Annotated in this window: 14 protein-coding genes; 5 read left to right on the plus strand and 9 right to left on the minus strand. The window is 54.4% G+C overall.

Annotated elements, in window-relative coordinates; genetic code table 11:
* Nucleotides 1–99: 99 nt before the first annotated feature.
* Nucleotides 100–573: an Lrp/AsnC family transcriptional regulator gene (locus tag ABLU86_RS19920; protein ID WP_032706451.1), complete on the plus strand. Its 474-nt coding sequence runs from the start codon at nt 100–102 to the stop codon at nt 571–573.
* Between the two features lie 36 nt (nt 574–609).
* On the opposite strand, the gene ABLU86_RS19925 is transcribed toward ABLU86_RS19920, so the two are convergent.
* Complete coding sequence (locus ABLU86_RS19925) at nt 610–855, minus strand: hypothetical protein (protein ID WP_045396584.1); 246 nt, start codon at nt 853–855, stop codon at nt 610–612.
* A 350-nt stretch (nt 856–1,205) separates the two neighbouring features.
* Here ABLU86_RS19925 and ABLU86_RS19930 point away from each other — a divergent pair, with 350 nt between their 5' ends.
* From ABLU86_RS19930 to ABLU86_RS19945, 4 genes are all read left to right on the plus strand, one after another.
* Complete coding sequence (locus ABLU86_RS19930) at nt 1,206–1,772, plus strand: fimbrial protein (RefSeq protein ID WP_045396586.1); 567 nt, start codon at nt 1,206–1,208, stop codon at nt 1,770–1,772.
* 51 nt (nt 1,773–1,823) lie between these two features.
* Entirely contained in the window at nt 1,824–2,507 is a 684-nt protein-coding gene (locus ABLU86_RS19935; protein WP_045396589.1) for a fimbria/pilus periplasmic chaperone, read from the plus strand.
* Nucleotides 2,508–2,525: 18 nt separating this feature from the next.
* Nucleotides 2,526–5,009 (plus strand): fimbrial biogenesis outer membrane usher protein, encoded by a 2,484-nt coding sequence (locus tag ABLU86_RS19940; protein WP_348796378.1) that lies wholly within the window; start codon nt 2,526–2,528, stop codon nt 5,007–5,009.
* A gap of 487 nt (nt 5,010–5,496) precedes the next feature.
* On the plus strand, nt 5,497–6,018 hold the full coding sequence (locus ABLU86_RS19945) for a hypothetical protein (protein ID WP_226933607.1): 522 nt from the start codon (nt 5,497–5,499) through the stop codon (nt 6,016–6,018).
* 43 nt (nt 6,019–6,061) lie between these two features.
* Here the strand turns inward: ABLU86_RS19945 and ABLU86_RS19950 are convergent, their stop codons facing one another.
* The 8 genes from ABLU86_RS19950 to ABLU86_RS19985 form a co-directional block, all read right to left on the minus strand.
* The gene (locus tag ABLU86_RS19950; protein ID WP_045359475.1) at nt 6,062–7,342 is read right to left on the minus strand and encodes an MFS transporter; all 1,281 of its coding nucleotides are present in this window, start codon (nt 7,340–7,342) and stop codon (nt 6,062–6,064) included.
* Nucleotides 7,343–7,473: 131 nt separating this feature from the next.
* A complete protein-coding gene (locus ABLU86_RS19955; protein WP_045396603.1) occupies nt 7,474–7,968 on the minus strand; it encodes a flavin reductase in 495 nt (164 codons plus the stop codon).
* Nucleotides 7,969–7,979: 11 nt separating this feature from the next.
* A complete protein-coding gene (locus tag ABLU86_RS19960; protein ID WP_045396606.1) occupies nt 7,980–8,948 on the minus strand; it encodes a PDR/VanB family oxidoreductase in 969 nt (322 codons plus the stop codon).
* 24 nt (nt 8,949–8,972) lie between these two features.
* On the minus strand, nt 8,973–9,713 hold the full coding sequence (locus ABLU86_RS19965; protein ID WP_045396610.1) for an SDR family NAD(P)-dependent oxidoreductase: 741 nt from the start codon (nt 9,711–9,713) through the stop codon (nt 8,973–8,975).
* A gap of 7 nt (nt 9,714–9,720) precedes the next feature.
* Nucleotides 9,721–10,200 (minus strand): aromatic-ring-hydroxylating dioxygenase subunit beta, encoded by a 480-nt coding sequence (locus tag ABLU86_RS19970; RefSeq protein ID WP_045396614.1) that lies wholly within the window; start codon nt 10,198–10,200, stop codon nt 9,721–9,723.
* Nucleotides 10,200–11,504, minus strand: coding sequence for an aromatic ring-hydroxylating dioxygenase subunit alpha (locus ABLU86_RS19975; RefSeq protein ID WP_348796377.1), 1,305 nt, complete (start codon nt 11,502–11,504; stop codon nt 10,200–10,202). The genes ABLU86_RS19970 and ABLU86_RS19975 overlap by 1 nt, the downstream gene beginning before the upstream one ends.
* Nucleotides 11,505–11,526: 22 nt before the next feature.
* A complete protein-coding gene (locus ABLU86_RS19980) occupies nt 11,527–12,039 on the minus strand; it encodes a nuclear transport factor 2 family protein (protein WP_047044174.1) in 513 nt (170 codons plus the stop codon).
* 18 nt (nt 12,040–12,057) lie between these two features.
* The gene (locus ABLU86_RS19985) at nt 12,058–13,224 is read right to left on the minus strand and encodes an acyl-CoA dehydrogenase family protein (protein WP_045396622.1); all 1,167 of its coding nucleotides are present in this window, start codon (nt 13,222–13,224) and stop codon (nt 12,058–12,060) included.
* Nucleotides 13,225–13,250 lie beyond the last annotated feature (26 nt).

The raw sequence follows: 13,250 nt of genomic DNA on the forward strand, positions 1-13,250 counted from the left end.
CAAAATTAGGTTATCGTGTGAGAAAGAATATCGACATAGAAGCGAAATGAGCTTTCAATGTTATGTTGAAAACCGGCGATTAAAGAGAAAATCTTCCAAATGGATAGCATAGATCGAAAAATTCTTGCTGAGCTGCAGGCGGATGGGCGTCTGTCGATAACCGAACTGGCGGAGCGGGTGAATTTGAGTCTTTCTCCTTGCCACCGACGTCTACGCGCGCTGGAGCAAGAGGGGGTAATCACCGGCTATCGCGCCAATCTCGATCCGGGAAAAATGGGGTTCAATTTTCTGGCTATCGTGTTCGCCACGTTAAAAGAGGGCGATAAGAAAGCGGTCAGCGCTTTTGAGGAGGCGGTGGCGGAGATCCCGCAGGTTGTGCTGGCGCAACGCTTGTTTGGCGATCCGGACTACCTGATGCACGTCGTCACACGGGATCTTCCTGCCTTTCAGAAACTCTATGATGACAAACTATCGGCGATGCCGGGCGTGCAGCATTTACGCTCAACGTTGGTGATGAAGACGGTGGTGCAGGATCGTCCTTTCCCACTGGAGACGTTAAACGCTTCCCGCTAATGCCCTGTGGCAGGGCATTAGCGCTCGTATGGCGAATCACCATTTCTCATCACGCGCGTTCTGGCGACCCTCACGGCGGTTGTCGCGTTTATCTACGCGACAGCTCATGTTGCTCTGTTGATCGTTTCTCACACAGTCGTGTTTTTCTTCGCGTCCACTCTGGCGCGCATCCTGACGGATATCACGGGCATCCTGGCGTTTTTCCGCGCGGTAGGTGGCGTGCGCGGTGAGCGTCGGCAGCAGCAGGGCGGCGGTAAGCAGAGGCAGGATCATTTTTTTCATTGTCGGAACCTTAAATATAAAAATAAATCACGGAAGGTTATAATTGTGGTTCGTAATCTTATGTAAATCGACACAAAATGTGCTGAACTCTCCTTTTTTTAGTTTATTATTAAACAAGCTTGGTAAATTCTCATTTTATTATTCTCGTTGCTACGTATTTTGGCTTATTACGCTAAAGAGATTACGAATATGGCATCAGGGCTCATTCGCTTTAAGTATTTGCATTGATTTTTATCAACGATCCTTATTCATCCTATTGTGGCGGATATTTAGCCATGCGATGCTCGCGGCATGAGATTTTTCTCAGTCCCCGCAAAGTTAAATGGAATTGTTAATAAAAGGAATATTATATGAAACGTTCAGTTATTGCTGCTGCAGTATTTTCAACCGTGCTGATGAGTGTTAATGCTTTTGCCGCGGCGCCAAATGAAGAGCAGGGTGAGTTAGTTATTATTGGTAATGTTATTAATTCTTCTTGTCGTTTTGAAACCGATTATAGCAGTACAATTCAATTGGCTGATGTTGATGCCACCCGTTTTGCCGGCATGTCGGCCGGTCAAGTCTTATCCGGTAATTTCGCCACCAGTAGCGATCCATTAACTATTGTTTGCCCGGAAGGCACGGTATTGAAATCGATTGATATTAGCGGCGGGACCTATACTGCCGGCGGCGTACTTAATCCTATCGCGACTACAACTTCTGCTAACGGGGTCGGTTTTAAATTAAAACTGGGTGAATCGGAGATTAATGAAAATACCATGTATGACGTCAATAATTTGCCGGGGGCGGTGACTTCTATGGGCAATGGCGTCTATCAAATGAACTTCTCTGCGCAATACGCCCGAATTAATGCCGCCACTCCGGTGACCGCCGGTGAAGTCCGCTCGGTGTTAACGATTGCCGTCTCTGCGGAGTAAGGACCTGTGCCGGCGCTTCGCCGGCAATTATTGTGCTAAGGGTGTGGTGCTATGAAACGGATTTTATTAGCAGGTTTATTTATCGCTATGCAGCCCGCGCATGCCGGAGTGGTGATTTTCGGTACCCGGGTGGTTTATCCGGCTGAGAAACAAGAAGTGGTCGTACAGTTGATGAATCATGGCGCCCGCTCTTCACTGGTGCAGTCGTGGATTGACGATGGCAATACCTCGTTGCCGCCGGAAAAAATCAACGTGCCGTTCCTGCTGTCGCCGCCGGTGGTGCGCATAGCGGGTAACTCCGGCCAGCAGCTGCGAATAAAAAAATTAGCCAACAAACTTCCGCCAAACAAGGAGTCGCTGTTTTATCTCAACGTACTCGATATTCCTCCGAATACGCCAGGAAGTGAGGGGGCGAATACGCTGCGGTTTGCCATGCAAAACCGTATTAAGCTTTTTTATCGTCCTAAAGGCATTGCGGCGGTAAATAAAGATACGTTTAAAAATATTTCGCTGTCTTCCAGAAAAAACGCTCTGCATATCGCCAATGGTACCGCAAATTGGCTGACGATTACTGAAGTTAAAGTCAGTAATGTTAAAGTTAATGAGCGCAGCGTGATGATTGCGCCGTTATCCAGTCAGGATGTCATTTTAAAAAATAATCTCGCCCGCCAGTATTCGCTAACGATGATTGATGATAATGGAAACTTTATTAGCGACAGGCTCAATGTAAAATAATAAATAATGGAGTTGGCCATGTTAAGGATGACGCCGCTTTCCTCAATGATATTGTTGGTTTTATTATCCGGTCAGCTGCAGGCCGCTGAAGAGACTTTTGATACCAATTTCATGATCGGCGGAATGAAAGGTGAAAAATCATCAAGCTTTCACTTTGCGGATAATCAACCACTGCCCGGTGAATATGAATTAGATATTTACGTCAATAAACAATGGCGTGGTAAATATCCAATCGTAGTCGCCAGTAATCCGGATGATACCTGCCTGTCATCGACATTATTAAATCAGCTGGGAATCAAAGCGGATAGCGCGCAGATGGCAAAGGATAACCAGTGCATGACGCTAAAATCCGCGGTGCGCAGCGGTAGTTATACCTTTAATATCAATATTTTTCAGCTTGATTTAGAAATTCCGCAGGCCTACGTGGAGGATCTTGAGCGCGGCTACGTCGCGCCGGAAAGCTGGGACCGCGGCGTTAACGCGCTGTATACCTCTTATTATCTGAGCCAGTATTACAGTGACTATAAAAATAACGGCAATAACAAAAGCACCTACGCCCGCTTCAATAGTGGGCTGAACCTGTTGAGCTGGCAGTTGCACTCTGATGCCACTTACAGCAAAGCCGATAGCGGCAGCGGCGACTGGAAAAGCAATACCCTGTATCTGGAACGCGGCTTTGCGCCGATTTTAGGCACCTTGCGCGCGGGCGACATGTATACCTCAGCGGATATTTTCGATGCGGTACGCTTTCGTGGGGTTCGTCTGTTCCGCGACATGCAAATGTTGCCAAACTCAAAACAGAACTTCACGCCGATCGTGCAGGGGATTGCCCAGAGCAACGCGCTGGTAACCATTGAGCAGAACGGCTTCACCGTCTATCAGAAAGAGGTGCCGCCGGGGCCTTTTGCGATTGCCGATTTACAACTCGCCGGCGGCGGGGCGGATCTCGATGTCACTATCCGGGAAGCCGACGGCTCGGTAACCACCTACCTGGTGCCTTATTCCTCGGTACCCAATATGTTGCAGCCGGGGGTATCTAAATATGACATTGCCGCCGGGCGCAGCCATATCGAAGGTGCCAGCAATCAGGAAGACTTTATGCAGGCCAGCTATCAATATGGCCTGAACAATCTGCTGACCCTGTATGGCGGTACCATGCTCGGTACCGCCTATCAGGCTTTTACTATGGGAACCGGGTGGAATACCCATCTCGGCGCGGTGTCCGTTGACGGTACCTGGGCGCGCAGCGATCAGGATAACGGTACTTTTGAAGGGCAAAGTTATCAGATTGCCTACAACAAATACCTCACCCAGACTAAAACGCGCTTCGGAATGGCGGCTTATCGCTATTCAACCAGCGACTATCGCACCTTTAACGATCATGTCTGGGCGAAGAACCGTAATAGTTATCACCATGATGATAATGACGTTTACAACATTGATGATTATTACCGTTATGATTTTGGCCGTAAAAATAGCTTATCCGCCAATATTAGCCAGTCGTTGCCGGAAGGATTAGGGTCTTTCTCACTGAGCGTTTTATGGCGTGATTACTGGGGAAAAAGCGGCAGTAATAAAGATTATCAACTGAGTTACACCAATAACTGGCAGCGGGTTTCCTGGACCATTTCGGCCAGCCAGACCTATGACGAGGATCATCATGAAGATAAGCGCTTTAACCTCTTCATTTCGATTCCGCTGCTCTGGGGAGAGGGCGATAGCGTGCTGGCACGTCGCCTGACGCTGTCGAATTCGACGACCTTCGATAACGACGGTTTTGCCTCCAATAATACCGGCATCAGCGGTACGGGCGGCCAGCGCGACCAGTTTGACTATGGCGTGAACCTAAGCCGGCAGCAGCAAAACCATGAAACCACCGCCGGCGGTAACCTTACCTGGAACGCGCCGCTGGCGACGCTGAGCGGCAGCTACAGCCAGTCGTCAAAATATACCCAGGCCAGCGGCAGCCTGTCTGGCGGGGTGGTGGCCTGGTCTGGCGGCATCAATTTCGCTAACCAGCTATCGGAAACCTTCGCCATTATTCAGGCGCCGGGCCTGGAAAATGCTTACGTCAATGGTCAGAAATATCGCACCACCAACGCGCAGGGAACGGTCATTTTCGACCATGTCTTGCCCTATCGCGAAAGTTCGTTGCTGCTGAATACCGCCAATACGCAGAGCAAAACCGAGTTGATTGGCAACCGGAAAGCGGTGGCTCCGTACCGCGGCGCGGTGGTGCTGGCGCGGTTCGATACCGACCAGCGTCAACCCTGGCTTATTCACGCCGAACGCCCGGACGGTACGCCGCTGAAATTTGGCTATGAAATTGAAGATAACGACGGACAGAATGTCGGCGTCGTCGGCCAGGGCAGCATGCTGTATATCCGCACCGATAACGTTCCGCCGTCGATTACCATCGCGGTCGATAAGCAGCAGGGCCATTACTGCACCATTACATTTAAACATACCATTGATGAAGGTAAGACCTATGTCTGCCGCTAAAAGGACGATTTTCATGAAATGGATAATTTTGCTGGTATTAAGCTTATGCTCTTTTTTAGCGCGGGCGGGGAACTGTGAATTAACGCCGAGCATCCCTCCGGCGTCGATTGAGGCTAGCGGCAACTACACTTTTAAACCGCTGGCCGCCAACGGGGAGCTCAATTTACGTGATAGTTCACTTCAGGCTAACGCATTCAGCTTTCGCTGCCCCAGTAACTCAAATATTACGGTCTCGGTCAGTCTGCAATCGCCACCACAAACCTCCTACTATGTTGAAGTAGGCAGTAAGATCTATGAGATTAATTTCTCCTTCGACCAGACAAAAATGGAATCGTTGGGAAACGGAAAAATTGTTGAAAACCAAGTATATAATTTGGCAGATATGTTTAATAGTTTGGTCGGCATACGCTATGAGATTAAAGAAGGTAGCGCTAACGGGCAGCGTGTTACTCCCGGTGTGCCTTTCCAGATGCGTTACGGTATAGTTTTGAAGTATTGTAAGAATAATGAATGCCATAACGTTAACATCAATTACACCTTTAACGTCACCCTGCAGGTAAATATCATGACCTGTGGTTTTAACGTCCCGAACCGCCTCATTAATATGGGCGATTACAGCTACTTTGATATTAAAGAAGACAAAGCGCAATATCGCCTGGAACGCGTTGATATCGACTGTAGCCGGGACGAGTCGGCGGTATTCGAACTGACGCCGGGTAAAATTGATTACTACTTTGTCGCCGCCTCCGGCTTTGCCGGCACCAGCAAAATATTGAAGAATGACGATCAGGATGCCGCCACCGGCGCCGGCGAAGTCGGTTTTCATCTGCTCGATAGTCAGGGCGGGGAACTCCAGTACGGCAGCGGTTTCCTTTATCACTCCGACGAGGAGGCCCGGCATGGCAGCAACAACCCGATTTATCTGCAAATCAAGCCGATGAAATATGGCGAGAATATCCGCGGCGGCACGATTAAAAGCCGGGTTATTATCGTCATCAACAATAACTAGCCGTCCGTGCCGCGCGCCTTCCTTTACGCGCGGCATGCCTGGGTTAGGTGGTCGCGACCGCTTCAGGTCGCGGCTGCGGCTGGCGAATACTTATCAGCGCTACCAGCGCCAGTAGCGCAAAGGCCAGCAGCATCAGCGCAATGGGGATATAGCTATCCCACATCATTAAAAAAGCTACCGCCAGCATCGGGCTAATACCACCGGAAATCACCGCCCCAATCTCATGCCCCAGCGCCAGCCCGGTGTAGCGTACCTCCACCGGAAACAGATCCACCATCAGACACGGCTGCGCGGCAATCATCGCGCCATGGCACAATGGCAATGCCAACAGCATGGCGAGCAGCATCGCCGGGAAGGTGTGCATATTCAGCAGCCAGAAGAAGGGGAAGGCGACCAGCGCCATGCCTATCACGCCGATATAGTAAAGCCGCTTACGGCCAATGCGATCGGAAAGCCATCCCCAGCCGAGAATCGTGGCGATCTCCACCGTCATGGCGATGGTAACCGCCGCGATCAGGTCGCGGGTGTCGATGCCGATATGTTTGCAATAGACCACTGAAAACGTGAAGAAGATATACACCGCGCCGTTTTCCGCCAGCCGCAGGCCGATAGCCTGTAATATCGCTCGTGGATGATTTTTGAAGGCGCTGAGCACCGGTAAATGATGGGCCTCATTTTTGCTGTCGTTTTCTGCTTTGCGCGCCACGAATTCCGCATTTTCCTGGATGTTACGGCGAATATAGACGCCCACCAGAAAGATAAACAGGCTGAGCAAAAACGGAATACGCCACGCCCACGACATCACCTCTTCCTGCGGCAGCAGCTGCACCAGATAGAATGCCAGCGAAGAAAGAACAAACCCGCCGCAGACCCCCACCTGGCTCCAGGCGGTGTAGTACCCTTTCTGGCTTTCCGGCGCGTTTTCGCTCAGCATCAACACCCCGCCGCCCCATTCGCCGCCGGAAGCCACGCCCTGTACAAAGCGCAGCGTAATCAAGGCGATTGGCGCCAATACGCCGATATGGGCGTAGGTTGGCAGCAGACCAATTAAGAACGTACTGGCGCCCATCAGCGTCAGGGTGATGATAAGCGTCATTTTGCGACTGTAGCGATCGCCGAGATGGCCGAATATCACGCCGCCGAGGGGGCGGGCGATAAAGCCGATGGCAAAGCCGGAAAAGGCTAAAAATGAACCGAGCAGCGGGTCATTCGTGGCCGGGAAAAACAGCGGCCCGAAGACCAGCGCCGCCGCGGTGCCATACAGGAAAAAATCGTACCATTCCAGCGAGTTGCCGAGAAAAGACCCGATGATTAATTTGCGCATAGGTTGCGCCGGGGGGACCGTTGTACCGCTCACAGCTCCAGACATAAGGTTAACTCCAGTGCAGGTGAATCAGGCGGCGCCTGCTGGCGCCGGGCGATGGGTCGGCAGGGTTTTTATGGTTATGATGAAACTTAACGGCACGACGCCATGCTAAGGGTATGGAACTGGCGATTAAACCAGACCAGCCCGTCGCTGGGGTTGCCGAAGCGGATCTGTTTGACCTCGCAGTAAAATACGCTGTGGCTGCCCACTTCGTGGCTGTCGGCAATGACGCAGTCGCAGTTCGCCACGGCGGAAGCCAGCGCCGGTGAACCGGTCTCCAGCGTCAGCCATTCGTCGTGCAGGAAGCGTTCTTCAGAGCGGATTTGGCCATTGGCGAAAATCCCGGACAATTGTTGATGCTGACCGGAGAGCACGTTAACGCACAGCACGCCGTTGTGCTGGAATTTGCCGTGCGCGAAGGACGAGCGGTTCATACATACCAGCAGCGTCGGCGGCGAATCCGTCACGCTACACACCGCCGAAGCGGTAAAGCCGAAGCGGCCCGCCGGGCCATCGGTGGTAATGATGGTGATCGCGCTGCCCAGCTGCGCCATGGCATTACGAAAATCAGATGTCAGGTTCATAGTAATACCCGTTATTTCAGTTTGACGTATTCGAAGCCTTCAATAACCAGCCGCGGGGTTTTAGCCCGCGAACAGCACAGCAGGATCTGGTCGTTATCTTCGCGTTCTTCTTCGGTTAAATACTCGTCGCGGTGGTCAGGTACGCCGCTACAAACGTTGGCGAGGCAGGTGCCGCAGACGCCCTGTTGGCAGGAGACTTTCACTTTGATGCCGGCTTTTTGCAGCGCGGCGACGATGGTCTCGTTTTCGCCGACGGTAACGCTAAGGTTGAGTTCCGGAACCTCAACCTCAAAACTGCCGCCGCTGGTTTCTACCTCGCGGTTGAAATACTCCTGATGCAGCCGCTCCGCGCTGAAACCGCACCCCTGAGCCGTTTCATTAATCCACGCCATAAAACCCTCCGGACCGCAAACGTACAGGTGACCGGCGGCGGCGTGAGGCGTCAGGAGTTCCTGAGGGCGGATCCTGCCGTTTTCATCGCTGATATGTAGCTGAACCTGGGCGCTAAAGTGGCAATCCGCCAGCTCGGCCAGAAACGCCATTCCCTCACGGCTGTGGCCGCAGTAATGCACTTCGAAGGATTTCCCGGCGCGAAATAGCGTATCGGCCATCGCCAGCATCGGCGTGATGCCAATGCCGCCGCCGATCAGAATGGTATGAGGCGCCGACATCTCCAGCGCGAACAGGTTGCGCGGGGGGCTAATTTGCACCTCGTCGCCGGGCTGTAAAGCGTGCGCCGCCAGCGAACCGCCGCGCGAGGCGCGATCTTTGAGGATCCCCAACCGATAGCGCTGCGGGTGATGGGCGCTGCCGCACAGCGAATACTGGCGCACGATGCCATCGCCAAGATGCAGATCGATATGCGCCCCGGCGCTAAACGAGGGCAGGGGAGCGCCGTCCGGCGAGGCCAGCGTCAGGACTACCACCTCGGCTCCCTGAATTTCGCGTTCTGTGACGCGTACCGTCAATGTTTCAGCCATAGTTTTTCTCCACCCGCGAAGGGCTTAACGCATATAAATGCCGCCGTTGATGTCCCAGGTCGCGCCGGTGATAAAGGTGGCGGAGGGCGCCGCCAGCAGTTCTACCGCGCGGGCGACCAGCAGCGGATCGCCAAGCCGCTTCATCGGGATCATCTCCAGCAGCGCCGGCATTTTCTCTTCCGGCACCGCGGCGCGAACGGAAGGAAGATCCAGCGGCCCCGGCGCAATCGCGTTGACGCTCACCCCGGAGTTGCTCAGGGCGCGGGCGAAGACTTTGGTCAGCGTAATAATGCCGCCCTTGGAGGCTGCATAGTGGGCGCCGGAGGCGGTGCCGCCGTTTTGCCCGGCCAGCGACGCGAGGTTAATAATGCTGCCCCGCTGGCGCTGGCTGAAATAGCGGCCGATGGTCTGGCAGCCGACGAAGGTACCACGCAGATTGGTGCTGGTGACGCGATCGAACTCCTCCACGTCGATCTCCATGATCGGTGTGGTCAGGGTTAAGGCGGCGTTGTTGACCAGCACGTCGAGTTCGCCGAAGCGCGCGCGGATCTGCGCCAGCGCGTCGCTGAACTGTTGCGGCTGGCGAATATCCAGCGCCAGCGGCAGCAGCCGCTGCTGGCTGGGATCGATCTCCTGGGCGCTACGGGTGACCGTATCGAGGTTGAGATCCGCCATCGCCACCTGATAGCCCTGTTGCCAGAGATGGCGGCTAATAACCAGCCCGAGGCCGTTGGCCGCGCCGGTAATAAGTACGCTACGTGTCATAAAGTCCTCACAGGATGTAGCCAATGCTATGCAGGTAATCGTCGCCGTTAATCAGGCGCACGACCTTTTGCAGGATGCGGAAACTGTCGCCCTCCGGCGCCAGCGTCCAGGTGACGTCAGCGGCGTAGTGCTGTTCATTGCCCTTGCGGTACTCGTAAAGGAATTGGGCGCAGCGTACTTCGACGACCTCATCGCTGGCGCTGAGCAGGCGATAACGGCCGCTCATGCGGATAGTGCGCGCGCGCGGGGTGGTGGAGATCGACTCGCCGCTGTATAAACGCTGCACGCGTTTTTCCCGCATCTCGTGGTTGTCGTAGGCGTAGTTGAGCACGTTGGCGAAATCGGTGGTCTGCTGGTCGATGGGGATGATGTACATCCCCTCGGTGCGCCACAGCGCCAGCCATTCGCGAAATTCGCCTTGATCGAGCAGGTCCGCTTCCAGGTTAATAAACTGAATGGCGGCGTTGAGGATAGGTGATGTATTCATTATTGCCCCCGGTGGTCAGCGGTCATGTACTTTTTCCATTGTTGATAGGCGGCGCGCATGCCGGTTTCGGCGCTGACGTCGCTGCGCAGGCCGTCGGCGGTGCGGACTTCGCCGGGCAGGCCGCGGTTGAGCATGATCCACAGATCGTCGCCCGCGCCGCCGCCGCGCTGCACCCGCTCCCAGGCCTCTGAATCATCGGGGGTGCCGAAGCCCATCGGCCCCTGGAAGTGTTCGTGCAGCCGCAGGCGCGCCTGGTTGGCGATCGCCGGGCCATCTTTCATGGTCAGCACCATGTGATGAATTTCCGTCTCTTTTACCGATATCGGCTGCAGCACGCGGAAGAAGGCCATTGAACAGGCGACATTGGGGAACAGGTTAAGGTTAAAACCGCTGCCGCCGACCGCGCGTACGATGCGCCGCACCTGCTGCTCGTCGTGGCCTTCCTCGCGCAGGGCCTGGGCCAGTTCGCTAAAGCGCTCCGGGATTGGCGCATCGAGATTGGCTTCCAGATCGATAAGCTCGGGGATCATCACCATCACGCTGTGGCCGTTGCCGAGATCTTCCACGAAGCCTTTGCCGTCGACGAAGTTGAGCATCTCTTCGGTCTGTTTATCGACCGAGCTTAAAAACGACTTATGGACGATAGGGAAGTGATAGCCGTCGGTGGTATTTTCCAGCTGGATTTTCCAGTTGCCGGGAAAGCGAAAACGGTGCGCGGTGGTAGCCTGCAGCGCGTAGCCAGCCCCCTGTTTCATGAACAAATCCATCCATTTCATCGCCGGGCCGAGGAAGTCGGTCAGCGGTTCAATGTCGTGGTTGAAGCTGGCGAAAATCATTCCGGCGTAGCTTTCAACGCGCAGGCGCACCATGCCGAGCTCAGATTTGTTCAGCGTATCGCCGTAGCTCTCTGGATGCGGTACCCCGCGCAGCGCGCCGTCGAGGCCATAGCCCCAGCCGTGATACGGGCAGGTAAACCCGTTCGTTTTCCCGCTGCGATGTTCGCAAACGGTGGCGGCGCGGTGGCGGCAGCGGTTGAGCAGCACGTTGATATTGCCTTTGCGATCGCGTACGACGATTACCGGCTGGGTACCCACCATCGAGGATTTATAGCTGCCGGCGTCAGGGATTTCGCTCTCGTGGGCGACCCACACCCAGGTACGGTTAAAAATGTTGTCGATCTCGAGGTCGAAAATTTCCTCGGAAGTATAGAGACAGGTATGGACCCGGTCGCTTTGCACCAGTGCCGCCAGCGTTTCGGCGGTATGGCGGGTATCGATATTTTTTACCGGAATACATTCAGACATTGTCACTCTCCACATATCTCTTTTAATGACCATCAGGCACCGGTAAATCGGCGAGCGAATGCCAGTCAGCTACCGGGCGGCTAAATAAATTACGGGTGGTAAAATGATGAATTAACCACTGTTGATCTTGTTTAATAAATTCAATGACGAGCTCCGCGCTATTTAAATGCGAGCCGCCGCGGCGAAACGTCGAAGCCTGCAGCATTTTCCAGCGGCCAACCGCGCGGTTATTTTCGCCAACACAAATATGCTCGGCCGTTAAATAATGTACGTTAATGGCGAAGTGTGACGGTTCGCTAATATAAGCGTTCATCATTCCGACGATCGCCGCTCTGCCGCAATGGCGCCCGAGCTTTTGTTGATATAATTCGCCAATACCTTCCCAAATAGCCGTTTCGCTAAATAGCGCGCCAATTTGCCGGGCGGTATCCGGATGCGTCAGGTCATCACAGAGATGCATATACTGGCTGATGGCGTTTCGGATCTGCACTACGGCTTCCAGCTTCTCCAGGCGTTGCAGCATTTCTTCATTCATTGCCGGCTCCGTGTTGACTTATAAATAGCCGGGCTGCGGCGAGTGGCCGAAGAACATATTGCCGGCGTTGATGTAGGTCAGCTCGCCCATAAAGGCGTGCTGGGTGATGACCATGGAGTCGCGGGCATAGCGCTGCAGCGGGCTACGCATTGAAATACCCGGCATCCCGGCCAGTTTCAGCGCGCGGGTGGTAACCGACGCAGAAACTCGGGTAATGTGGGTGGAAGAGAGGCGCATGGCGTTAATCCGCTCTTCTCCCGGTTCATCGCCGCGCAGAATCGCCTGCCAGACGTCGTCGATGGCGTCATAGAACCAGCAGCGCGCCGAACGCAGTTCCGCTTCACAGTGGGCGATTTCCATCTGCGCGAATTGACGATCCGCCAGGCATGGCGCGCCGGTGACCGAGCTCTGGCGTTCGGCAATGGCGTAAATTTCCGATAACGCCGCGCGGGCGATACCCAGCGCCACCACCGACAGTACCTGAGTGGCCAGCGACAGTACCGGGTAGCGATACAAAGGGCCTTCGAGGTTAAGTTCGCCGCCGCGAATAAAGGTCCACTCCTGCGGCACGAAGGCATTATTCAGCACTACGTCATGGCTGCCGGTACCGGAGAGGCCGACCGTATTCCAGACCGGATCGATGGTGAACTCCCCGGCGGGTAGCACCGCGATGCGCGGCAGCGGACGATCGCTGCCGTCATCGGTCAGAATGCCCACGCCGATAAGTTCGGCGCCGCTGCAGCCGCTGGCGAAGCTCCAGCGCCCGCTGACGCGGTAGCCGCCATCCTGAGTCGTCGCCTTTTGCGGCGGGAAGATCCCGCCGGCAAAGACGATATCCGGTCCGTGGCGGTAAAGCTCATCGAGACTGCTCGGCGGCAGGCCGCCAAGATAAAACGGATTCATGCCGAAACTCGCCACCCAGCCGGCGGATCCGTCAGCCGTTGAGAGCGTTTCAATTAACTGACAAAATTCCGCCGGCGAGATTTCATCGCCGCCGTAGCGTTTTGGCACCAGCGCGCGATAAACACCAATCTTTTTAAAGCGGGAAATAATATCCGCCGGGATATATTTCTGCTGCTCGAATTCCTCGCTGCGCTTTTTAATATCCGCGAGTAATTCGGCAAACTCTATTGTCGTGGCGTGCAGGGTCTTTTCCGCACGCGAAGTTGCAGAGGGGTTTAACATGCGATTTAGCCTCTTCCAGTTAATGA

It is taken from the genome of Klebsiella sp. JN_Kp121, assembly GCF_040062145.1.
In the GTDB taxonomy this organism is placed as follows: Bacteria; Pseudomonadota; Gammaproteobacteria; order Enterobacterales; family Enterobacteriaceae; genus Klebsiella; species Klebsiella aerogenes.